We start from the raw sequence: 23586 nt of genomic DNA, 5'->3' as shown, positions 1-23586 counted from the left end.
TCGCCGCACCAGTTTCGGAGGGCGTCTTTCCATACGGAAAGGCGCCCTTTTCATTTTTGGCTTACGCCTCTCTGTTCGGGAGCCTTCATGCCCGCCGTCGTTTCGCTCCGTCGCCCGATTCGGCGTTTTGCCGCAGCGAGCCTGTTCGCCGCTGCGGCGCTCGCCCTGTCGGCGCCTTTGACGCTGTTGACTCCATCGCCCGCCCTGGCCGCTGAGAAGGGGGTGTTTTTCCCGGAAAGCTTCACGCTGGCCAACGGCATGCAGGTGGTGGTCATTCCCAACCGCCGGGTGCCCGTCGTCACCCACATGGTGTGGTACAAGGTGGGGGCCGCCGACGAAGAGCGCGGGGTGTCGGGCATCGCCCATTTTCTGGAACATCTGATGTTCAAGGGCACCGATCAGGTGGCGCCCGGCGCCTTCAGCCGGATCGTCGCCAAGAATGGCGGGCGCGACAACGCCTTCACCTCCTACGACTACACCGCCTATCACCAGAATGTGGCGCGCGACCGGCTGGAGCTGGTGATGACGATGGAGGCCGACCGCATGGCGAATCTGCGGTTGACCGACGCGCTGGTCGATCCCGAGCGCGACGTCATCATTGAGGAACGCCGCCAGCGGGTGGAAAACAAGCCGACCGACCGGATGAGCGAGCTTGTCAACGCCACCCTGTTCGTTCACCACCCCTACGGCACGCCGGTGATCGGTTGGCCGCAGGAGATGGCGACGCTGACCCGCGCCGACGCCGAACGCTTTTACAAGACCTGGTACGCGCCGAACAACGCCATCCTGGTGGTGTCGGGCGACGTGTCCGCCGCTGAGCTGAAACCGCTGGCCGAGCGCACCTATGGCGCGGTCGCCGCCCGTCCGGTGCCGGAGCGCCGCCGCGTGAGCGAACCGCCGATGGCCGCCGAACGCCGCGTCACCCTGCGCGATCCCGAGGTGCGGCAGCCCTGGATTCACCGCAGTTGGGTGGCCCCGTCCCACCGCGTCGATCCCGGCCATCACGTCTACGCTTTGCAGGTTCTGGCCGAGATCATGAGCGGCGGCTCCACCTCCCGCCTGTACCGGGAACTGGTGGTGGAGCGGAAGCTCGCCACTTCGGCGTGGCTTGGCTACAACCCGAACGCCTGGGACATGGGCACGCTGAACACCGGCGCCACCCCCGCCGCCGGGGTGCCGATGGATCGGCTGGAGGATGCCCTGTGGGGGGAAATCCGCAAGCTGCTGGACCAGGGCGTGACGGACGACGAGGTGGCGACCGCCCGCAAGCGGATGCTGGCCGCCGCCGCCTACGCCCGCGACAGCCTGACCGGCCCGGCCCAAACCTTGGGCGCGGCGCTCGCCACCGGGCAGAGCCTGGACGATGTGGAAAGCTGGCCGGTGCGCATCGACGCCGTCACCGCCGAACAGGTCAACGCCGCCGCCCGCGCGGTGTTGGGGAAAACCAATCATGTCACCGGCGTGCTGCTGCCGCCCGTTGGAAAGGACGGTTGAGGATGCGCGCGATGACGTCGATGCTTTCAAAGCGGTCCCCCTCTCCCCCCCGGGGAGAGGGCCGGGGTGAGGGGGTTCCGTTTGCCGGACGCTCCTCGCCGCGCGTCCCCCTCACCCGAACCCTCTCCCCGGGGGGGAGAGGGGCTTGGACTCTGCTGGCCGCCGCGCTGGCGCTCAACCTGCTCGTCGGCCCCGCCCACGCCATCGACATCAAAAAGGTGGTCAGCCCCGGCGGGATTGAGGCGTGGCTGGTGGAGGATCACAAGGTTCCCGTCCTGGCCGTGGAATGGGCCTTCGAGGGGGCGGGGGCCAACGACCCGGCGGGCAAGGAGGGGCTGGCGAATCTCGCCGCCCACGCGCTGGACGAGGGGGCCGGACCATACGATTCGCAAGCCTTCCAGACCCGCTTGCAGGACAGCGCCGTTTCCTTGAGCTTCAACGCCGGGCGCGACGCCTTCACCGGATCCCTGCGGACGCTGACGGAGCATCGCGACGAGGCTTTTGACCTTGCCCGGTTGGCGATGAGCGAGCCGCGCTTTGACGCCGAGGCGGTGGAGCGGATGCGGGCCGGAACGCTCGCCGGGCTGAAGCGGGAGCAGGGCGATCCCAATTACGTCGCCCGGCGGCTCTTCTACAGCACCGCCTATCCCGACCACCCCTATGGCGGCGAGGTGCGCGGGTCGCTCGACAGCCTGCCGCGCATCGCCCCCGACGATCTGCGCGCCTTCGTCAAAAGCCAGTTCGGGCGCGACCGTTTGGTCGTGACGGCGGCGGGCGACATCGCGCCCGACGATCTGGGCCGGGCGCTCGACCGGCTGTTCGGCGGCTTGCCCGCCACGGCCAGCGTCACGGCTTTGCCGGAGGTGACGCCCAAGGGGCTGGGCGAGACGCTGCTCGCCCCGCGCCCGACGGCGCAGACGGTCATTCTGATGGGCCAACCCGGCGTGAAGCGGGCCGATCCCGATTGGTACGCCGCCACCGTGATGAATTACGTGCTGGGCGGCAGCGGCTTCGGCTCCCGCCTGATGGAGGAGGTGCGGGAGAAACGGGGCCTCAGCTATGGCGTCTACAGCTACCTCGTGCCGATGGACCGCACGGCGCTGGTGATCGCGGGCGGCTCCACCGTCAACGCCAAGGCCGGGCAGGCGTTGGAGATCATGCGGGCGGAATGGGCGCGCATGGCCGCCGACGGCGTCAGCGATCAGGAGTTGGCCGACGCCAAGACCTATCTGACGGGATCCTTCCCGCTGCAACTGGGATCGACGCCGTCGATCGCCAAGACGCTGTTGCAGGTGCGGCGCGACCGGCTGGGCATCGACTATCTCGACCAGCGCGACCGCTTCATCAACGCGGTGACGGCGGACGACGTGCGGCGGGTGGCCAAGCGCCTGCTGGATCCGGCCCGGCTGCTGACCGTGCTGGTTGGCCGCCCCGACGGGGTGACGCCGACCCGGACCATTGAGGACATCCGGTAGGGAGATCCGGGAAAGAGCGCTTTTCAGCGGAAAACGTCACGGGTGAGCGGCCTTCCGCGCGCATTGGCGCGTGGCCGCTCGCCCCGGACGGTGTTAGGCTCCACACGCCGCGTCAAAGGACCATCGTGTTTCAGGAGTCCAAGCATCATGACCGCGCTCACCCGCTCGCCCGCCTGGGCGGCGCTCGCCCAGCATCGCCAGGATTTTGGCGACACCCACATGCGCGACCTGTTCGCCGCCGATCCCGCCCGCTTTGACCGCTTTTCGGTCGAGGCCGCCGGGCTGTTCCTGGATTATTCCAAGAATCGCATCACGCCTGAGACGCTGAACCTCCTGCTCGACCTCGCCCGGCAACAGGACGTCGCGGGTTGGCGCGACCGCATGGTCAGCGGCGCGCCGATCAATTTGACGGAAGGGCGGGCGGTTCTGCACACCGCGCTGCGCAACCGCTCCGACCGCCCGGTGACGGTCGATGGCCGCGACGTGATGCCCGCCGTGCGCGCCGTGCTGGAACGGATGGACGCCTTCGCCACCGCCGTGCGCGATGGGGTGTGGACGGGCTACACCGGCCAGCCGATCACCGACGTGGTGAACATCGGCATCGGTGGCTCCGACCTTGGCCCGGTGATGGTGACGGAGGCGCTGAAGCCCTTCGCCCACCCCCATGTCGCGCTGCATTTCGTCTCCAACATCGACGGCACGCATCTGGCCGAAACGCTGAAGTGGCTGGACCCCGAGACCACCCTGTTCATCGTGGCGTCAAAGACCTTCACCACCCAGGAAACCCTGACCAACGCCCATTCGGCCCGCCGCTGGTTCCTGGAAAGCGCCAAGGATCCCGCCCACGTCGCCAAGCATTTCGTCGCCGTCTCGACCAACGAGGCGGAGGTGGTGAAGTTCGGCATCGACCCGGCCAACATGTTCGGCTTCTGGGATTGGGTCGGCGGGCGCTATTCGCTGTGGGGGGCCATCGGTCTGCCCATCGCCATCGCCATCGGGCCAGAGCGCTTCGCCGAGCTGCTGACCGGCGCCCACGCGATGGACGAGCATTTCCGGGAAGCGCCGCTGGAGCGCAACATGCCGGTTCTTCTGGCGCTGTTGGGCGTGTGGTACGTCAATTTCTGGGGGGCGTCGAGCCAGGCGGTGCTGCCCTACGACCAGTATCTCCACCGCTTCACCGCCTATCTCCAGCAGTTGGACATGGAGAGCAACGGCAAATCGGTGACGCGCGACGGGGAGCCGGTGGACCACGCCACCGGCCCGGTGGTGTTCGGCGAGCCGGGCACCAACGGCCAGCACGCTTTCTACCAGTTGATCCATCAGGGAACCGCGCTGATTCCCTGCGATTTCGTCGCGACGGCGACCAGCCACAACCCCATCGGGGAGAGCGCGGGCGCCCATCACCGCATCCTGCTGTCCAACGTCTTCGCCCAGGCCGAAGCGCTGATGCGCGGCAAGACCGCCGACGAGGTCCGCGCCGAGATGACCCGCGCAGGCAAAGCGCCGGACGCCGTCGAAGCGCTGGTCCCCCACCGCGTCTTCACCGGCAACCGCCCGTCCAACACCATCCTGGTGAAAAGCCTGACTCCGGCGACGCTGGGCGCGCTGATCGCGCTGTACGAGCACAAGGTGTTCGTCCAGGGCGTCGTCTGGAACATCAACAGCTTCGACCAGTGGGGCGTCGAGTTGGGCAAGCAGTTGGCCAGCAGCATCCTGCCGGAACTGGAGGCCGTGCCGCAGGACGGCGCGCATGATTCGTCCACCACCGGCCTGATGGCGTGGTGGCGGGCGAACCGTTAAGCAACCCATGTCCCCCTCTCCCGCAACGCGGGGGAGGGTCGGGGAGGGGGCTTGCGGCTGGCGCTTACAGCGGAATGTCGGCGAACACCCGGCCATCGTCGATGGCGGCGGGGGCGCAAGGGGCCGTGGCTTGCGCCGAGTCGCTTCGGCTGCGGTACCAGCGGGCGAACTGGCGGTCGGCGGTGTTGATGTGCAGCATCAGCCATTGCGGCAGGAAATCGGCGAGGCTGTCGCGCAGATCGTTGGTTTCCTCGCCATCCTCTGTCGGAGAGCCGGCGGTGAACCCGTTGACCCGCCGCCAGGCCAGCCGGTGCTGGTCGAGATGGTCGTCGATGAAGGGGTATCCGGCCTCTTCCATCACCGCCTGCTCATCGTCGAAATGGCTTTCGGTGTAGGCGACGGCGGCGGTCAGCGTGCGTTGGATTTCCTCGGCGGAGCCGCCATCGACGACGGCGCTTTGGTAGGCCTGGACCAGGGCGATCCATTTGCGGTGCTGCTCGTCGATCTGGTCGATGCCCAGGATCAGATCGTCGCTCCACACCAAAGATCCATAATCAACGCTGTCGCACGTCATGGCGAGTTGGGCTTCCTTGCGAGGGTGAAGGCCACCCTCTAGTTGGCTGAACTCAACGCATCAAGCCCGACTTGTGGTGTTGGAGGTTTTTGCTACGTTTTGACGCGGGCTAGGTCGGAGGAGGACTGTTCCGTCCTCCTCCGGTTATTAGACGCTGCTGATTCAGCTTCCGCTGCGCACGCTGGACAGGAAGCGGTCCACCTGCGTCCGCAGCAGTTCGGCCTGCTTGGACAGTTCGCCCGAGGAGGTGAGCAGGCGGCTGGCTCCGCTGCCGGTTTCCGCCGCCGCGTGCAGCACGCCGTTGATCGAGGAGGACACCTCGTTGGTCCCCGCCGAGGCTTGTTGAACGTTGCGGGCGATTTCCATGGTGGCGGCGTTCTGGCCGTCCACCGCCTCGGCGATGGTGCCGACGATGCTGTTCACCTCGCCAATCGTGGTGGCGATGCTCTTGATCGCCGCCACCGCGTCGGCGGTCGCCGCCTGGATTTCGTTGATCTGCTGGGAAATGTCGTCGGTCGCCTTGGCGGTCTGGTTGGCCAGAGACTTCACCTCGCTGGCGACGACGGCGAAGCCCTTGCCAGCCTCTCCGGCGCGGGCGGCTTCGATGGTGGCGTTCAGCGCCAACAGGTTGGTTTGACCGGCGATGCTGGAAATCAGATTGACGACGTCGCCGATCTGGTTGGCCTTGGACGACAGGCCATCGACGATGCGGTTGGTGCCGTCGGCCTGATCGGCGGCCTGCTTGGCCTTGCGCGTGCTTTCGCCGATCTGGCGACCGATTTCGGAAATCGACGCGGCCAGTTCCTCGGCGGCGGCGGCTACGGTCTGGACGTTGACCGACGCCTGTTCCGACGCGGCGGCGACGGTGGTCGCCTTGCTTTCGGTCTGCTCCGCCGTGGTGCTCAGCGCGCGGGCCAGCGTCCGCACCTCGTCCGACGACGACGCCACGCTGTTGACCACGCCCTTGACCTGGCTTTCAAAGCGGTCGGCCAGCGCGTTCATCTCCGCCTGTTTCTTGGCTTCGGCGGCGTGCTCGTTGTCGGCCTGACGGCGGCGGTAGGCGTCGGCCTCCACCGCGTTGGTCCGCAGAATTTCGACCGCGCCGGTGATCTGCGCGATCTCGTCGCTGCCGTTGGCCTGCGGCACTTCGGCGCTCAAATCGCCCTTGGCCAGCTTCAAGGTGCTGTCGGTCAGGCGGCGCAGCGGACGCAGCGCCCCCAGCGTCCACAGAGCGAAGCCGACGGCCAGCAGCAGGGCGACGCCGCACAGCGTGACCATCAGCGTTTGGAAGCCGTGGGCAAGGTTGCTGGCATGAGCCGCCAGGACGTTGTTCTTCTTTTCCTGCAAATCAATGAAGGCGTTGATGCGGGTCAGCCATTCGTTGAGCGCCAGGCGGGCGTCGACCAGCAGGGTTTCCTGCGCTTGCGGCACATTGCCGGCCTTGCGGGCGTCGATCACCTTCTTGACCAGGGGCAAGGTCCGGGTCTCGGTCTCCTTGATCGCCGCGATCATCGTCCGCTCTTCGGCGCTGATGGTGTTGACCATCGTGGCGACCAGCGCGTCGAGCTGCCGCGCCGAATCGGCATAAAAGCTGGTCAGTCGATCAATGTCGCCGAGAACCGTCGGCAGAATCGAATCCGGAACCAGCACCACGTCGCGCAGCGCGATGGCGCGGTCATGGACGCTGCCCCGGAAATTGATGGCGTGGCGCTGTTTGACGCTGTTCACGTCGTTGATGACGGAGAGGTCGGTCTCGATTTTCCGCACTTCGTTGACGCCGACCACCGTCAGGCTCACCAAAAGCAGCAAAACGACGCCGAAACCCAGAAACAGGCGCGCGCGGATGGGGGCGTGCAGGAGGGAGGCCATGATGTCTTTCCCGGTAAGAGAGATTGGCGGGACAGTATCGGAAAAGTGCTACGAATTGTTTATCCGCATGGGATGCAACCAAATTTCGTGCGTAACGGCGAGGATGGGCGCTGAGCGTCCGTTGCGCCCGCTCCCTGTCGTCGCAATATGTCGGCGCAGTGTTTCAAATCAAGGGGTCGCCATGCCGCCGCTTTCCCATCGCGCGCTCGCGCTGTTCTCCGTCCCGTTGCCGGTGGCGCTGGGGGCGGCTCTGATTGGGGGGCTGATGGCCAATCCCGGATGGGCGCAGGACCGCCCGGACAAGGCGGAGGGGCCAACGACCGAGTCCCAACGAGAGCCAACCTTCGACGCGCAGCGTCGGGTCACGCAGCACATCGTGCCATTGGCCGCCGGTCCCTTGGCCTACAGCGCCACAGCGGAGTTTCTGCCGCTGCGCGACGGCCCGAAAGAGGAGCTGGCGGCGCGGATCTTCACCGTCTCCTATCGGGCGGAGCAAAGCGGGGCGTCTCAGCCGCCCCGTCCCGTGACCTTTGTTTTCAACGGCGGTCCGGGAGCGGCGTCAGCTTATATGCATTTGGGCGCGGCGGGGCCACGGGTGGTGACGTTCGCGGCGGACGGCGCGTTGGCGGGGCCACCCGCGCGGTTGATCGACAACCCCGATACCTGGTTGGCCTTCACCGATCTGGTGTTCGTCGATCCGGTCGGCACTGGCTACAGCCGCGCGACGAAGACCGACGGCGATGGGGAAAAGCGCTTCTGGTCGGTCGAGGGCGACGCCAAGGCGATGGCGGAGGTGGTCCGGCTCTGGCTGACTCGGAACGAGCGCTGGTCCTCGCCAACCTTCCTGGCGGGGGAGAGCTATGGCGGCTTTCGCATCGTCAAGATGGCCGACGAGTTGATTCAGAACACCGGTCTGGCCGTCAACGGCTTGATCCTGGTGTCGCCGGTGGTCGATTTCGCGTCCATCGACGAGGATGGCTTGCTGGCGACCACCTTCAAGCTGCCTGCGATGGCGGCGACGGCGGCGGCCTTTGGTCGGGCGCCGGGAACGCCCGAACAGGCGGCGCGGAAGGCCGAGGAGTTCGCCATGAGTGGTTATTTGACCGGATTGGCCGGACTGGATTATGGACGCCTCGACCAAGCGCAGGGCTTTTTCACCCAAGTGGCCGATGTGGTCGGGCTGCCGGTCGATCTGGTGGTCCGCCAGCGCGGACGGGTGCCGATGGGGCTGTTCACCCGCGAGTTGCTGCGCGCCGATGGTCGGGTGTTGAGCATCTATGACGGAACCTTCACGGCGGCGGATCCCGATCCGGGCGCCGCCCGTTTGCCGTTCGATCCGTTTCTGAAGGGGACGGTGTCCACCTACACCACCGCCTTTGCCGGTTACGCGGCGGAGTCCTTGGGCGTGCGCGGCGATCTTGCCTATCGGCTGTTGAGCGACCGGGTAAACCGGGGGTGGGAGTGGCCGCGCATGTCCGCGCCCAACGCAACCGATTCGTTGCAGACCGCGCTGACCTTGCAGCCGTCGCTGCGCGTGTTGATCGCCCATGGCCGGACGGATCTGATCACCCCCTACATGGCGTCGCGCTGGATCGCCGCGCGTTTGGAGTTGCCGCCGCAGGAGCGCGACCGCGTGCGGGTGAGCGTGCATGAGGGTGGGCACATGATGTACACGCGGGCCACGGGTCGGGCCGCTCTGGCCGCCGACGCCCGCGCCTTGATCGAAGACGCTTTGCGCGCGGCGTCCCCGCGCTGAAAATACTTCCCCCCAAACGCGCCTGCTCCCAAACGCGAGTGGGCGCCCCGTTCGGGGCGCCCATCGACGCGGCACGTTGGCCTGGGGGAGACCCCCGTCTTAGAACAGACGCAGGATCGACTGCTGCGACTGGTTGGCCAGGGTCAAGGCGATGGTGCCAAGCTGCTGGCGGGTTTGCAGCATCAGCAGGCTGGCGCCTTCTTCGTTCTGGTCGGCCAGCGTCAGCTTGCTGGCGCCTTCGGTCAGGACGTCGCTGAACTCCTTGGTGAAGGTTTCACGGGTGGTGATGACGTTCAGGTTGGTCGACAACTGCTGCGAAGCCGAGCGGACCGTGGCCTTGGCGTAGTCCAGACCGGCGACCGCGTTGTCGATGTCCGAACGGTCGGTCCAGTTGTTCTGCGCCCCGTCCAACCGCAACCCTTGACCGCTGGAGGTCAGGTTCACCGCCACCACGTTGATCGTGTTGGTGTTGCGTTCGTTCAACTGCACCGTCAGATCGTTCGACGTGTTGGCGTCCGTCACCTGTTTGGTGATGATGTTCGCCGAGCAGTTGGCCGAGGCCGCCTGTTGGATGGACTGTTGGTCGATCTTCATGCGGACGGTGCCGCTGTCAAACGCGAAGGACTGTTCGCCATCGGCCAGCTTGCTTTCGCCACGGTTGTTCATGCCGTCGCGTGTCATCTGAGCGCCGTTCAGGTTGGTGATTTGAACCTGAAGATCGACCTTCTTCTCGATGACCGAGATGCCGTTGCCCGAGTTGTTGGAGTTTTCCAGCAAGGTGCGGTCCACGGTGAAGGAGACCACGGTGCCCGAGGCGAAGCTTTCCGAGATGTGCTTGGTCAGCGCGTTGGTCGTGGTGGCGGCCAGCGTCACTTCACGGGCGACGCCCGTCGTGGTCGCGCCGGTCAGGGTGATGGTGCCCGACGTGCCGACGGAGGTGGACGCCAGATCCTTGCCGGCCAGACGCCCGCCGGAGGCCAGAGCGCTGTTGATTGAGGCCTGGAGCTGCGAGGCGATGTTCGCCTTGGAGGTCTGGCCGATGGCGACGTCCGACGAGGTCGCGGTGTAGCTGAAGGTCTGACCTTCGACCGTGACCGAGAAGATGTCGCCCGCTTCGATCGTGCCGCCGATCGTCACCTGCGACGCTTGGGCGGTGGTGGAGGTCGCCGCCTGGGTCAGCTTGGTGTCGATGGTCTGGTTGTTGTCGAAGTAGGAGATCGTGCGGCTTTCCTTGCCATCGGTGACGATGAAGGAGCGTTCGCGGCCATTGGCGCCCCGCACTTCGATCTGCACGTCGGAGAAGCTGCCCAGCGTGGTCGCCATTTTGCCCGACAGCTTCAGGCCGGTCAGGCCGTGGGCGTTTTCGGCGGTGGCGATGTCGCCGACCGCGCCCTCGATCGTGCCCTTGCCCTTGATGCGGATCGAGTAGGTGTCGGCGGAGATCACGTTGGAGACGCGGGCGTTTTCCACACCCTGGATGGTGTTGACCGCCTGGCGGGAGGAGCTGGTGCTGTCCATGCGCAGGCCGTTGCCGCCGATCAGGTTCTTGCCTTGATACCCGCTGTCGCCCGCCAGCTTGTCGATCTGGTCCTTCAGATTGTTGAACTGGGTGGCCAGCGCCTTGCGGGTGGCGACCGACGCGGCGTCGGTGCCCAGAGCGGCGTAAGCGGCGGTCGTCAGGCCCTTGGCCTGATCGATCATGCTGTCAATGGAGGTCAGGCCCTTGTCGGCGGCCTTGATGGTGCTGATCGACTGGCCCATCGCGTCCTTCAGCGAGGTCAGATCGCCCGCGCGCTGGGTCAAGCCCTTCGCGGCGAAGAAGGCGGTCGGACCGTCCAAAGCCGAATTGATCTTGTTGCCGGTCGAGAGGATGTTCTGCTTCTTGTTGATGTTTTCCTGGGTGCCCTGCAATTGCAGCAGGTTGGTGCGCATTGCGGCGGTGAGAGTGACGTCGTTGGCCATGGCTCCAAGTCTCCTTCTGAGGCTGTCTCCTCGCGGCTGGTCTTTTGACCGGAGCGAGGCAACGTGCGTTTGCGTGACACCATCCTTTCAAGAGCCGTGCCAACTCTGTTTTTCTGTATTAGTGCATTGTTTTCATTGAATAATAAAAATGACCGGCAAAAAGCGCCGGGTTGAGCCGTCAAACCAGCCATGGGAGAGTCGAAAAAGATTCCGGGAAAACTTTGCCGATAGGGACGGAACTGCCGATGAGTCCGCCGGAGGATTCTTCCCATCCCCCGATCCGCGCGGGTATGGTCGCCCCGTCAACCAACCAAACCGGCCTTATAAGGCGGGAACGGGAGAAGCATCATGACCAGTCGGATCGACGCGCGCCTTGCGGAACTGAACATCGAGCTGCCGCAGGCGGCGGCCCCGGTGGCGGCCTATGTCGGCTACACCCGCTCGGGCAACACTCTTTATATCTCCGGCCAGATCACCATCTGGAACGGCGAGCGCAAGTTCGTCGGCAAGGTTGGCCAGGACTACACGCTGGAGCAGGGCAAGGAAGCCGCCAAGCTCTGCGCTCTGAACATTCTGGCCCAGGCCAAGGCCGCGCTGGATGGCGACCTGGACCGCGTCACCCGCGTGCTGAAGCTGGGCGGCTTCGTCAACGCCGGTCCCGACTTCCACGATCACCCGCTGGTCATCAACGGGGCGTCGGAGCTGATGCAGGCGGTGTTCGGCGAAGCGGGCAAGCACGCGCGCGCCGCCGTCGGCGTGTCGTCGCTGCCGGGCAACGTCGCGGTCGAGGTTGACGCCATCTTGGAAGTCGCCTGATCGTTCAACGGTGATGCGCGTCTTGCCGCGACGTGGCGGAGAACCCATCTCCCACCTCGCACCAAGGGAGAGTGTTTGATGCCGAACGGCGACGACGCCATCACCGTGACGATTTTGACCGGGATCGGCCAGGCGGACGCGCCCGCGTGGGACGCCTGCGCCGGTCCCGACAACCCGTTCCTGTGCCACGCTTTCCTGTCGGCGGTGGAGGAATCAGGTTCGGCGACCGGCAAGACCGGCTGGCAGCCAAGCCATTTGGTGGCTTTCGACGCCGCAGGGCGGATGGTCGGCGCGGTTCCCGCCTATCTGAAGAGTCACTCTTACGGCGAATATGTCTTCGACCACGCCTGGGCCAACGCCTATGAGCGGGCGGGCGGCAGCTATTACCCAAAGCTTCAGGTGGCGGCGCCCTTCACCCCGGTTCCCGGATCGCGCCTGTTGTTGGCCCCCGGCGCGGGGGAGGAGGTCGCCGCCGCGCTCATCACCGCGTTGGAGCGGGTCGCCAAGCGTTACGGCGTGTCATCCGCCCACGTCACCTTTCCCCACGCCGCCGATTGGGCGCGGCTGGGCGCGGCCGGGTGGCTGCAACGGGTCGGCGTGCAATATCATTGGGACAATCGCGGCTATGGCTCGTTCGATGATTTCCTTGAGGCGCTGAACTCCCGCAAGCGCAAGGCCATCCGCAAGGAACGCCGCGAGGTGGCCGACAGCAGCGTCCGTCTGCACACGCTGACCGGCGATGATCTGAAGCCGGAGCATTGGGACGCTTTTTACAATTTCTATCTGGAAACGGCTGACCGCAAATGGGGCGGGGCCTATCTCAACCGCGCCTTCTTCGACCAGTTGGGCCAGACCATGGCCGACCGGGTCGTGCTGGTGATGTGCGAGGATGATGGGGAATGGGTGGCGGGGGCGCTGAACCTCTTGGGAACGGACACGCTGTATGGCCGCAATTGGGGATCGGACGGGCGTTACCGTTACCTTCATTTCGAGGCCTGCTATTACCGGGCGCTGGATTTCGCCATCGAACGCGGGTTGAAGCGGGTGGAGGCCGGGGCGCAGGGCGAGCACAAGATCCAGCGCGGCTATCTGCCGGTGGAAACCTACAGCGCCCATTGGATCGCCGACCCCGGATTCCGCCGGGCGCTGGATCGTCATTTGACCGAGGAGCGCGCCGCCGTCGCCGCCGACATCGCGGCCTTGGCGACGATGTCGCCCTACCGGCAGGGCGATTGAAACCAGACATGGCGTCTTTTCAAACCCATCACCGGACTCTTTCCAGCGATGGTTTAGAAAACTAGCAATATGTAATAGGTGCTTTTGCAGCTCTGCCGAGCGGCCTATGATCCTGATCCGCTGAGGCACTGATGGGGACGCCTCCATGACTGACCGTGGCATGGAGTTCCTGAAACAGGTCAGGGATCACCTGTTCTATCTGAAGCTGCGGCCCGGCGGGGTCCGGCTTCAGGCCAAGGCGGCTGATTTGTCGGGGCTGCGGCTGAAAGGCTTCACGCTCAATTCAGCGGTTCTGACCCAGGTCAACTTCTCCGACGCTGAGTTGGAGGAGGTCAGCTTTGACATGTCCGACCTGTTCGGCGCGAACTTCACCCGCGCTGTTCTGGTCGGCTCCCGCTTTGTCCGCGCCGATCTGCGCGGGGCGAATTTCCTGAAAGCCAACCTGCGCCGCACCGATTTTGAAGAGGCCGACCTGCGTCCAGGCCAAATCCTGACCTTTGTGTCCGGTCGGGAGGAGGTGCGGCAGCGCACGAATCTTCAGGACGCCTCGTTGGACGGGGTGAATTTCAAAAACGCCGATCTCAGCCACGCCGATCTGACCAACAGCGGCCTGCGGGGCACCGATTTCGCCGGGGCCAACCTGTTCGCCGCCAATCTGGCCGGGGCCGATCTGAGCGACGCCAACTTCACCGGAGCCAAACTGAAGCGGGCGATCCTGAACGGGGCGACGCTGAATCAGACCATCCTGCGCAACGCCGATCTGCGCGACGCCGTGTTGCGCAACGTGGATTTTTCCAAGGCTGACGTGGTTGGGGCCAACCTGAACGGCGCGATTTACATGAAGGGCGGCGCCAACCTGCGGCCCGAAGTGCGCCAGATGCTGGATTCCCACATTCTGTGGATCAACAGCGGCGGGCGGCATGGAACGCGGGCCGATTTCTCCGACATGGATTTGCGCGGCGTCGATCTGACCGCAGCCGATCTGTCCGGCGCGGTGTTCCGCAACGCGCAGATGAGCGAGGCGTCGCTCGCCAACGCCCAATTGTCGCTGGCGGATTTCGGCGGGACCAAGCTATGCCGGGCCAAGCTGGATCAGGCCATCCTGACCGGGGCCAATTTGATGGGGGCCGATCTGTCGGGCGCCCACGCGGGCGACGCCGATCTTGGCCAGGTCGAACTGCGCAAGCCCGACGGAACGCCGACCGGGCGCTGGTGGCCCGCCAACCTGTCCGGCGCGACGCTGAGCGGCGTTGACCTGCGCGGCGCACGTCTGGGCGGCGCGCGGATCGTCGGGGCGATTTTCGACAACGCCAATCTGTCGTCCGCCGACCTGCGCGGCTGCGATGAAGGCGCGGCGAACCTGTCGCGCGCCTATCTGTCTGGCGCGCGCCGTGGCCCGCTTCCTGCTCGCGAGGAGCAGGACACGGCGGGTCTGCTGGCGATTTAGGGAGCCGTGGAGTTGTTCCACGCGGTGAGCACCGCCGCCGCGTCGTCGGCCCGCCAGGGCGCGCGGGCGGGCGGGGTTCCGCCATCGACGCGCAGGCCCATCAGTGTTTCCACCAGCGGCTCGGTTCCCGGCGTCACCTGAAGCTGGCCGCGCGCGGCGATGTGCGGGTGCGCGGCGATCTCGCCGATTTCCGGCAGCGCCTCGAAACAGCAATCCACCGGGTCGAGCAAAGCTTGCCAATCCGCCAAACTCCGGCTGGCGAAAAGCTCGGCCAGTTCCGCCGTCAGCGCGCTTTGCGGCAGGGCGTCCGCCTGTCGGGCGAGCCAATCGGGGCGGTTCACCGCCGCGCAGAAGCCGCGCCAGAATTTCGGCTCCAGCGCCGACAGGGTGATGAAACGCTCGTCCGCTGTCTGGTAAATCCGGTAGCAGGCGACGCCGCCGGACAGCAGCGCCTCGCCCCGGTTCGGCATCTGGCCGCGCGCGGCGGCGGTCAAATTGATGCCCTGCCAGCCCAGCACGGTTTCCATGATCGACAGATCGAGGAAGCAGCCCGCGCCCGTCCGCTCCCGCCCGAACAGCGCCGCGACCACCGCCAACGCGGTTTGCTGGGCGGAGGCGAAATCGGCGACCGGCAGATAGGAAATCACCGGACGGTCGGGCAGGCCGGACGCGTCCAACCCGCCGCCGACCGCCATGTAATTCAAATCATGCCCGGCCCGCGTGGCGTAGGGGCCGCCATAGCCCCAACCCGACAGGCTGGCGTGAACCAAGCGCGGATTCAGCGCCCGCAGCCGCTCGCGCCCCAGCCCCAGCTTGTCCATCACGCCGGGGCGGTAGCTTTCGACCAGCGCGTCGGCTCGTGTGATCAGCGATTCCAGCGCCGCGCGGCCCTCCGCCGTCTTCAGATCCAGCGTGACGACGGTCTTGCCCGCCGTGAAGATCTTATACGCGGCGGTGACGCCGTCGCTGTCCTGCGGCCCGAGAAAGCGCAGCGGGTCGCCGTCCGGCGGCTCCACCTTCACCACCTCCGCCCCCAGATCGCCGAGAAGCTGGGCGGCGTGCGGGCCGGGCAGATACTGGCCAAGGTCGATGACGCGCAGGCCGGTCAGAAAGGGCAGGGGCATGGGGCGTTTCCGTTTTTCGTCGGGGTTTTTGTTTTGAGGGATGGCTTTGCCCCCTCCCTAACCCTCCCCCGCTCACGCGGGAGAGGGGATGACCGGCGCTTGTCCGAAAGGCCCCCTCTCCCGCTGACAAGCGGGGGAGGGTTGGGGAGGGGGCAATGCGGATTCGCGCGGCCTCACCCCCCCGTCACGCTCATGTGCCGGGGGACCGCCGGGCCTTGGTGCTGGCGGTCGATGAGGAAGTCGTGGCCCTTGGGCTTGCGGGTGATGGCGTCGCGCACGGCGTCGATCAGCGGGCCGTCCTCGTCGCTCATCCGCAAGGGCGTGCGCAGGTCGGCGGCGTCCTCTTGGCCCAGGCACATGTAGAGGGTGCCGGTGCAGGTCAGCCGCACCCGGTTGCAGCTTTCGCAGAAATTGTGCGTCAGCGGCGTGATGAAGCCGACGCGCTGGCCGGTTTCCCGCACACGGACATAGCGGGCGGGGCCGCCGGTGCGGTGGTCGCTCTCGTCCAGCGTCCAGCGGGTTTCCAATTCGGCCCGCAACTGGGTCAGCGGCCAATATTGATCGAGCCGCGCGCCCTCGCCGACGTCGCCCATCGGCATGACCTCGATGAAGGTCAAATCAAAGCCCTGCTCGCCGCACCAGGCGACCATGCGGTGGATTTCGTCGTCGTTGACGCCCTTCAGCGCCACGCAGTTGATCTTGATCTTCAGCCCGGCGTCCTTGGCCGCCTGGATGCCGCCCAGGATCTTGTCGAGCTTGCCCCAGCGGGTGATCGCCTGGAATTTGTGGGGGTCGAGCGTGTCCATCGACACGTTGATCCGCCGCACCCCGGCCTCATACAGCCCGGCGGCGTGCTTGAACAGCATGGTGCCGTTGGTGGTCAGGGTCAGCTCGTCCAGATCGCCGGACGCGATGTGACGGCCCAAGGCCCGGATCAATTGCATCACGTCGCGCCGCACCAGCGGTTCGCCGCCGGTCAGCCGCAGTTTCCGCGTGCCGAGCTTGACGAAGGCGCTGCACAGCCGGTCGATCTCCTCCAGCGTCAGAACGTCGGCCTTCGGCAGAAAGCTCATGTCTTCGGCCATGCAATAGACGCAGCGCAGGTCGCAACGGTCGGTGACGGACACGCGCAGATACTGCACGGCCCGACCGAACGGGTCGATGAGGGGGGCGGGGGACTCGCTCGTCATCGGCAGGCTCCGCTGCGCGGCGTCCGGTTGGAGCGCCGTTTGTTGGTGTTGCGCATCATACAGAGATGGTGTCCCTTTGTCCCACAGGGTAGGGCAAGGTCGCCTTGACGGCGATCAAGTCTTGGTGAGGATCGGGTCAATGCGGTTTCCCCGCCGCCGCCGCGCGTTCGGCCTCATCCCGTTCGCGCAGATCGTCGTCGGTGGTGCGCGTCACCCGGGGCTGGCCCAGCGCGAAGGGCGCGCCGCCCTGGGCGAACTGGTCCTGCACCCGACAATCCTCGCACATGCGGATGCGGTTGGCGGCCTCCGGCGTGGCGAACATCCAATGCTTTCCGGCCAGCGTCGCGACGATCTTCTCGATCGAGGATTTGGTGGCGAAGGGCTTGCCGCAGGACACGCAGCAATAGGGCTCCTCCTCCTTCACCACGGACGCGCCGCGCGCGCGGTCGCGGAAGTCGATTTCCGGGACCAGCGTGATGACCTTTTCGGGGCAGGTCGTCTTGCACAGCCCGCATTGGACGCAGGCGTCCTGCGCGAAGGACAGCATCGGCTTGTCGGCGTTGTCGAGCAGCGCCCCGGTCGGGCAGGCCCCGACGCAGGACAGGCACAGCGTGCAGCCCGCCACATCCACCGCCACCCGGCCAAAGGGCGCGCCCGGCGGCAGCGGCAGAACTTCAACGGGAGTCGGCGCCGCGCTGTGCAGATGGCGCAGGGCCAGCATGGTGACGCTGCGCTTGCTTCCCATCGGCAGGAACATCCCGGCCCGGTGCGGCGCGGCGGCGGGCAGGCTCCACAGCTCCGCCGCCACGGCGTCGGGGTCGCGGGACTCGATCACCCCGACCCGGCCGGAGCCATAGCCAAGCCCGCTGAGGGCCGCCTCCGCCAAGCCGATCTGGCTGGCCAGCCCGGCGGTTTCCCCGACATTCTCCGGCCCGGTCAGCACGCGGACATGGGTGCAGCCATAGGCCAGGGCCAGCGCGAACAGATCGAATCCGGTCTGCGTCACCTCGTTCAGGGCGAAGGGAATGACGCGGGCGGGCAGCCCCCGGCCATGGCGGGCGATCAGGCCGATCAGCTCCTCCCCATGGCGCGGGTCGTGGATCAGCAAAGCGGGGGCGACGCCCCCGGCCTTGGCGTAGGTGGTCAGCAGCGTGCGCAGCCGCTCATACACGGTGGCGGCGGGCGGCAGGGCGTAGGTGGCGGCCCCGGTCGGGCAGACCGACGCGCAGGATCCGCAACCGGCGCAGACATGCGGGTCGATGGCGACGACGTCGCCGTTCGGCGTGATCGCCCCGGTCGGGCAGACGTCCAGACAGCGCGAACAGCCGGTCTTGCGGCTGCGGGAATGGGCGCAGAGGTCGGGCTTGTAATCGACGAACAGCGGCTTTTCAAACTCCCCCACCAGATTGATGAGGTCGAGCAGGGCGTGCGCCACCTGCGCCGGGTTGCCGGGATCGGCCCGCAAATAGCCGTCGCGCCGCCCATGGGCGGGGAACAGCGGCGCGCCGCCGGTCAAATCCAGGATCAGGTCGCAGCGGGCCGAGGCGCCGTGCCGCGCCGACTCGAACGCCAGCGCCCCGCGCGCGGAGGGCAGGGCGGGGGCGTAATCATCCACCACGATCTCAAACGCGCCGACCCAGCCGCGCGCGGCGCGGATGCGGCCCCGGAACAGGGCGACGTCCATCACCGGCGGCGGCGCGACGTCGCGCGGCGCGGTCAACAGCACGGTGACGTCAAGATGCTTGGCGAGCGTCCGCCCGGCCTCCACCGCGCGCTCGTCCGACCCATAGACCAGACAGACCCCGTTGGAGGTCAGCGACAAGGCCCCGGTCGGCGGAATCGGCAGGGCCGCTTCGGCCAGCAGCGCGGCGATCTTCGGCAGGGCGTCCGGCCCCTCGTCTGACCAGCCCGCCCGTTCGCGGATGTTGGTGAAGCCCAGCGCCGCGTCGGGCGCGCGATCCGCCGCGATTTCGCGGAACAGCGGCGCTTCCTGCGTGCAGGCGACCAGCAACGGCGCGCCGCCGCTGGCGGCGAGCGCCGCCTCGAACCGATCAAGCTGCGACCGGCACAACTGGCTGTGAACGGCGACCGCCCCCCCGGCCCCACAGGCCGCCCCCAGCGCCGCCCCATCCAACGCGACGCTTCCCGCGCAATCGCACACCAGCACTGTCCGGCCACCGATCATCATGCCGCCGCTCCCCCCAGGTTCCGCCGACAGTGATATGGGCGCGGGCGGGGGCTTGGGAATGGGAAAGTTGGCGCAGGGGTGTCAGAGCGCGGCCAACATCTCCTGGAACCAGGGCCTGTCACGCATGGAGTCGAGGTCGGTGTCGGTGGCGAGCAGGTGTTTGGCGTCGGGGTGGGGGATGGACAGGCTGCGTGTCAACCATGTGCGACAAGCGGCTTCGTCGTGTTGGAGTCCGTTCAGGCAGGCGAGATTGAACAGGGACTCGTGTTTGTCGGGTTTGATGACGATGGCTTGGGCGTATTTCTGCCCGGCCAACTCGAAGAACCGCTGCGCGTCCTCCCCGCCTTTGGCTCTTGCCAGATTCACGAGGGTGTTTCCCCAGTTGTACAGTGCATAGTGGTAATCAGGTTTGATGGTGATGGCTTCGGCGAATTTTTGCGCGGCCAAGTCGAAGAGCGGCCGCGCGTCCTCCCCGCCTTTGGCTTTTGCCAAATTGGCGAGGACGGCACCCCAGTTGTTGAAGGCCTCGTGGTGGTCGGGTTTGATGGCGCTGGCTTCGGCGAATTTTTGCGCGGCCAAGTCGAAGAGCCGCTGCGCGTCCTCCCCGTCTTTGGTTTTTGCCTGATCGATGAGGGCGATGCCCCAGTTGTTCCACGCCTCGTGGGAATCGGGTTTGATGGCGATGCTGTTCTTGTAATGATCGATGGCTGTGTTGAGCGCGTGCGCGTGGTCATCACCAGAAACATCCCTGCCTCTTCTCTGAGCGTCGAATCCCAGCATGAAATGCGCGGTCGCCACTATGCCCCGCAGTTCGTCATCCTGGGCAATGGCTCCGTCGGACACGTCCCTCACCGCCTCCTCGTAGTCACCCCGGCTCATCGCCAGCAGGACACGTTCCCGCGTGGTGTCGGCCACGTCACGCACGACGGATTCCGCGTGGTCGATGCGTTTCCGGGCCTCCTGCACGATGTCGAGTTGCCCGCCCTTGTGCGGCAATTGGAAGGGGCCGACCCGGTCGAGCGTGTCGCGGAGATGCTGGAACGGGGCGCTGATGAAGTCGGGTGGGAAGCAGTCCAGCCGTTGCGCCAGTTCGACGAACAGGCGGTCGGCGTCGTAGCCGCGCAGATAAAGGGTGCCTTTGCCGGGTTTCAGCAGGTTTCTCGTCAGGTGGGGCGGCGGATCCTCGTCCTCGTAGCGCGCCCAGGTCAGGTTGTAGTGGAAACGCTCGACCGCTTCCAAATGCTCGAACACCGGGTCGTTTTCCCCGCTGTAGCCCGCGACCAGCCACATCCGCCCTTGCCCGGCCTCGCGGAACAGGGGGGCGAGGTTGGCGCTGTGGCGTTTCACATCCTCGTCCGTGTGCAGCAGGATGAAGCCGTCGCGCTGGCCGTGCAGGTAGAAGACGGCCTTTTCCGGCAGATATTCAGGGTGGAAATTCTGGGAGGCGGCGAAATCATAGACCGCCGGGAATTCCCCAACCATGGCGCAGGCGCGCACCACCAGCGGATCGAAATTGGTGGTCAGCACGCGGCTGACATAGCCGTGCTTCATCAATTGGGCGATGGCGATGTGCGCCCAATTGATGTGGGCCTTGTCAATGGCGTCGGCCACCAGATCGCGGCGGTAGCCGTCGCCCAACTCCGCCATCACCGCCGGATAGGTCTTCGTCTTCGCCCGCCGATAGGCTGCGTTGTGGTCCTCTTGGATGCGGTTCACGAAGCCGTTGGCCAACGGAATCCCGGCGGACAGCGAACAACCCGCCCCGATCAGCAGGCTGCACGCCTGTTTCGCCCGCTTGCGCGCGCGCATGCAGTCGGCGATTTCCTCAACGCTGGTGTTGGCAATCCCGCTCATCGCATTCCTTCCACCGATCCAACAAACTCAACCTATCAGAGTTTTTGTCCTGGAAAGAAACGGAAATAGACGGGTTTGGAAGGGTTTGTGCGCCTTGCGTTTGGCGGCGCGCTCTTGCGGATCCCGCCCAACTCTCGTCAGAACTCTCATGTTCGAGGACCGCGTGGGCTGAAAGAAACGGTCAATCCTTAGAAAGCAAAGCAATAGAAAAGAAACAAAATTTCCTCGTAATTTTGCGAAGACATCACGCTTTTAACCTCCAGTTAATCGCTCCGGTCACACTCTTGCTTGAGAGCATCCAAGAAAACATTCGAAATCTAAGCAATTTTGGCGGCGCGTCCGGCGTTGGGGCGGATGGGCGGCTTTGATGGGGGAGCGTTCACCATGGGCATCAGCGCCGCAAGCTTGTTCGGGTCCACCGCGTCCGCCGCCGCTGCGGTGAAAATTCCGACCGCGCCCGCCGCCGCCGCGCCCGCTGAAGGCGGGTGGAAAGCCGTGTCGGCGGACAAAGCCAAGGGCGTCACCGACAAGGTGGAGATCAGCGCGCTGGGCAAGGCGTTGAAGGGCGTGGCCGGGGATGTGTTCGCCGCGCTGGGGACCAAGGCGCGCGGCATGCTGGAGGGGCTGGTCAAGTCCAACCAGATGACCACGGAAGAGGTGTCGCTGGGGCTGCGGGCGCTGGCGACCAACGGCCTGTACAAGCGCTTCAGCAAGGAACGGCCGCAGGACGCCGACGACGCCGACCTCGCCGCGCAGGGCAAAGTCTTGAGCGCGGCGGCGCAGCGTCGGGAAACGCGGGTCAGCGCGGCGCAGGACAAGATGATCGCCCTCATCGCGCCGTCGCGGGACGGCGGGCCGCAAGATCCGGCGGCGGACGCGGCGCGAACCGAGCAGGTGGACGCCCTGAAGGCGGAAATCGACGACGCGCAGAAAGAGGAATGGGAGAGCGCTGGCGGCGATCCGTCGAAAAAGATGGGCGCTCTGTTCGGCGCGCGCCTGAAACGGGATGAAGAGGCGTTCAAGCGGGCCGATTTTGGCGACACGGCGGACGGCTATCTCGCCCTGGACGACAAGAAGGGCAAAGACGCGCTGGAGCGCTTCACCGATCTGGGTTTCAAGCCCGAACTGTTCAAAAACGGGCTGAACAAATTCGTCGCCAACGTCGACATTCCCGAAGTCGGCAAGGGAACCTACACCGAATCCGCCGAGTATGAACCCGCCGCCCCCGATCCCGAACCGGAGGCGGCGGTCATCACCGACGCCACGTTGATGCTCGATGAGGCGGCCAAGGCGGCGTCGAAGGAATCGGCGTCCAAGGGCATGGCCGGCATGGGCAAGGTGACGAAGGACGCGCGCGACGCGCTGGACGACGGCTATCTCAAGCTGTCGGCCAACGGCAAGGCGGCGGATTTCGGCAAGGGCGACGAGACGATCATCAACACCGTGTTCAGCGGGTTGGACCGGCGGTCGCTGTTCGCCGTCGCCAGCAACGGCGGCGGCCTGTTCTCGGAAACCGAACAGAAGGCCGCGCTATCCCTGATGAGCAAACAGCAGGACGAGGCGGCCAAACGCGCCGACCCGACCGGCAACGACGCGTCCGCCCGGTTGAAGGCGGGCATCGCCTTCCTCGACGGCGTCAGCCCGGAGGAAAAGGCGTCGGCCAACTGGTCGGTGCAGCGGGCGGCGTCGCAACTGGCCTATGAAAACACCGTGCGCGCCGAGAACAAGCCGTCGCTGGTCGCCGACAGCCAAAGCCCGGTCGTCCGCATGATCAAAGAGGCGATGGCGGCCAAGAAAGGCCAGTCGTTCGAGGACATGGCGGGCAAAGGCTTTGTCAAGGATTTGGCCGCCATGCCCCTGTTTCGTCAGGGCGTTCCCAGCGTGAAAGGCTATCTGACCATTCCGGTGGACGTGCGCGTCTGACCGCCGCCCCTCACACCCCCGGTTCGTTGGCGTTGGGGAAGAACAGGGATTGGCCGTCGATCTGGTAATCAGCGATGGCCTTTTGCCCGTCCGCCGAGACCAGCCAATCGACGAAGCTCTGGCCGTCCTTGGCCTTCACATGGGGGAATTTGGCCGGGCTGACCAGCATCACCCCATACTGGTTGAACAGCCGCTTGTCGCCTTCGACCAGAACCGCCAGGCCGCCGCGATTCTTGAAGTTCAGCCAGGTGCCACGGTCGGCCAGCGCATAGCCCTCCAGCGCGGCGGCGGTGTTCAGCGTCGGTCCCATGCCTTGGCCGATGGCCTTGTACCAGCCGCCCTCCGCCTTCGCCGGGTCGAGGTTGGCGGTTTTCCACAGGGACAGCTCGGCCTTGTGGGTGCCGCTGTCGTCGCCGCGCGACACGAAGGGGGCCTTGGCGGCGGCGATCTTGCCCAGCGCGTCGGCGACGTCCGTCGATCCCTTGACGCCCGCCGGATCCTTGGCCGGGCCGACGATGACGAAATCGTTGTACATCACCGGCTTGCGTTCGGCGGCGAAGCCCTCGGCGACGAATTTGTCTTCGGATGGCTTGTGGTGGACGAACAGCACGTCGGCGTCGCCGCGCTTGGCCAGATCGATGGCCTGCCCGGTGCCCTTGGCGACGACGCGCACCGCGATCCCCGTCTTCGCCGTGAAGGTCGGCAGCAGCGCCTTGAACAGCCCGGAATCCTCGGTCGAGGTGGTGGAGGCCACGGTGATGAAACGCTCCTCCGCCCGCGCGGTCGCGCCCAAACCCAGCCCGAACAGGGCGACGGCGGCGGCGCAACCCAGCGCGGCCCGGCTGATGAATGAACGGCGCAACATTCCGTGATCCTCC

General features: G+C 66.1%; 16 protein-coding genes and 1 pseudogene. 8 read left to right on the top strand and 9 right to left on the bottom strand.

All coding sequences use genetic code 11. The features are described from left to right. The first annotated feature begins 87 nt into the window (after window positions 1-87). From D3877_RS07815 to pgi, 3 genes are all read left to right on the top strand, one after another. Window positions 88-1494 (top strand): M16 family metallopeptidase, encoded by a 1407-nt coding sequence (locus D3877_RS07815; RefSeq protein ID WP_119830091.1) that lies wholly within the window; start codon window positions 88-90, stop codon window positions 1492-1494. An 11-nt stretch (window positions 1495-1505) separates the two neighbouring features. Continuing rightward, entirely contained in the window at window positions 1506-2969 is a 1464-nt protein-coding gene (locus D3877_RS07810) for a M16 family metallopeptidase (protein ID WP_238474774.1), read from the top strand. Window positions 2970-3116: 147 nt separating this feature from the next. After that, window positions 3117-4769, top strand: a complete 1653-nt coding sequence (pgi, locus tag D3877_RS07805; RefSeq protein WP_119830090.1) for a glucose-6-phosphate isomerase — start codon at window positions 3117-3119, stop codon at window positions 4767-4769. Window positions 4770-4833: 64 nt separating this feature from the next. Here the strand turns inward: pgi and D3877_RS07800 are convergent, their stop codons facing one another. Both D3877_RS07800 and D3877_RS07795 read right to left on the bottom strand, forming a co-directional pair. Then, the gene (locus D3877_RS07800) at window positions 4834-5343 is read right to left on the bottom strand and encodes a bacteriohemerythrin (protein ID WP_119830089.1); all 510 of its coding nucleotides are present in this window, start codon (window positions 5341-5343) and stop codon (window positions 4834-4836) included. Window positions 5344-5505: 162 nt separating this feature from the next. Then, entirely contained in the window at window positions 5506-7212 is a 1707-nt protein-coding gene (locus tag D3877_RS07795) for a methyl-accepting chemotaxis protein (RefSeq protein ID WP_119830088.1), read from the bottom strand. Window positions 7213-7393: 181 nt separating this feature from the next. On the opposite strand from D3877_RS07795, the gene D3877_RS07790 reads away from it, so the two are divergent. After that, the gene (locus D3877_RS07790) at window positions 7394-8968 is read left to right on the top strand and encodes a S10 family peptidase (RefSeq protein WP_119830087.1); all 1575 of its coding nucleotides are present in this window, start codon (window positions 7394-7396) and stop codon (window positions 8966-8968) included. Window positions 8969-9067: 99 nt separating this feature from the next. On the opposite strand, the gene D3877_RS30985 is transcribed toward D3877_RS07790, so the two are convergent. Further along, window positions 9068-9562 (bottom strand): flagellin, encoded by a 495-nt coding sequence (locus D3877_RS30985; RefSeq protein ID WP_420796891.1) that lies wholly within the window; start codon window positions 9560-9562, stop codon window positions 9068-9070. Between the two features lie 948 nt (window positions 9563-10510). Then, window positions 10511-10900, bottom strand: a pseudogene (locus D3877_RS30980) (flagellin); the annotation flags it as partial. 378 nt (window positions 10901-11278) lie between these two features. On the opposite strand from D3877_RS30980, the gene D3877_RS07780 reads away from it, so the two are divergent. From D3877_RS07780 to D3877_RS07770, 3 genes are all read left to right on the top strand, one after another. Further along, the gene (locus D3877_RS07780; protein WP_119830085.1) at window positions 11279-11746 is read left to right on the top strand and encodes a RidA family protein; all 468 of its coding nucleotides are present in this window, start codon (window positions 11279-11281) and stop codon (window positions 11744-11746) included. Window positions 11747-11824: 78 nt separating this feature from the next. Next, window positions 11825-12982: a GNAT family N-acetyltransferase gene (locus D3877_RS07775; RefSeq protein WP_119830084.1), complete on the top strand. Its 1158-nt coding sequence runs from the start codon at window positions 11825-11827 to the stop codon at window positions 12980-12982. 145 nt (window positions 12983-13127) lie between these two features. Continuing rightward, window positions 13128-14429 carry a pentapeptide repeat-containing protein gene (locus D3877_RS07770; protein WP_119830083.1) on the top strand — a complete coding sequence of 434 codons (1302 nt, stop codon included), beginning with the start codon at window positions 13128-13130 and terminating at the stop codon, window positions 14427-14429. Here the strand turns inward: D3877_RS07770 and D3877_RS07765 are convergent. The 4 genes from D3877_RS07765 to D3877_RS07750 all read right to left on the bottom strand — a co-directional run bounded on the left by D3877_RS07765 (window position 14426) and on the right by D3877_RS07750 (window position 20785). After that, on the bottom strand, window positions 14426-15553 hold the full coding sequence (locus tag D3877_RS07765) for a CaiB/BaiF CoA transferase family protein (protein WP_119830082.1): 1128 nt from the start codon (window positions 15551-15553) through the stop codon (window positions 14426-14428). The two genes, D3877_RS07770 and D3877_RS07765, sit on opposite strands and share 4 nt — an antisense overlap. Before the next feature lie 173 nt (window positions 15554-15726). Further along, window positions 15727-16743, bottom strand: a complete 1017-nt coding sequence (gene moaA, locus D3877_RS07760; RefSeq protein WP_119830081.1) for a GTP 3',8-cyclase MoaA — start codon at window positions 16741-16743, stop codon at window positions 15727-15729. 136 nt (window positions 16744-16879) lie between these two features. Continuing rightward, window positions 16880-18931 carry a 4Fe-4S dicluster domain-containing protein gene (locus D3877_RS07755; RefSeq protein WP_119830080.1) on the bottom strand — a complete coding sequence of 684 codons (2052 nt, stop codon included), beginning with the start codon at window positions 18929-18931 and terminating at the stop codon, window positions 16880-16882. Window positions 18932-19012: 81 nt separating this feature from the next. Next, window positions 19013-20785: a hypothetical protein gene (locus tag D3877_RS07750; RefSeq protein ID WP_119830079.1), complete on the bottom strand. Its 1773-nt coding sequence runs from the start codon at window positions 20783-20785 to the stop codon at window positions 19013-19015. Window positions 20786-21169: 384 nt separating this feature from the next. Here D3877_RS07750 and D3877_RS07745 point away from each other — a divergent pair, with 384 nt between their 5' ends. Then, the gene (locus D3877_RS07745) at window positions 21170-22708 is read left to right on the top strand and encodes a prolipoprotein diacylglyceryl transferase (RefSeq protein WP_147395105.1); all 1539 of its coding nucleotides are present in this window, start codon (window positions 21170-21172) and stop codon (window positions 22706-22708) included. A 10-nt stretch (window positions 22709-22718) separates the two neighbouring features. Here D3877_RS07745 and D3877_RS07740 read toward each other — a convergent pair whose 3' ends face one another. Next, window positions 22719-23573: an ABC transporter substrate-binding protein gene (locus D3877_RS07740; RefSeq protein ID WP_119830077.1), complete on the bottom strand. Its 855-nt coding sequence runs from the start codon at window positions 23571-23573 to the stop codon at window positions 22719-22721. Window positions 23574-23586: the final 13 nt, after the last annotated feature.

This window comes from Azospirillum cavernae, assembly GCF_003590795.1.
Taxonomy (GTDB): domain Bacteria; phylum Pseudomonadota; class Alphaproteobacteria; order Azospirillales; family Azospirillaceae; genus Azospirillum; species Azospirillum cavernae.
The sequence above is the reverse complement of the archived record's forward strand: the minus strand, read 5'-3'. Positions and strand labels throughout refer to the sequence as shown.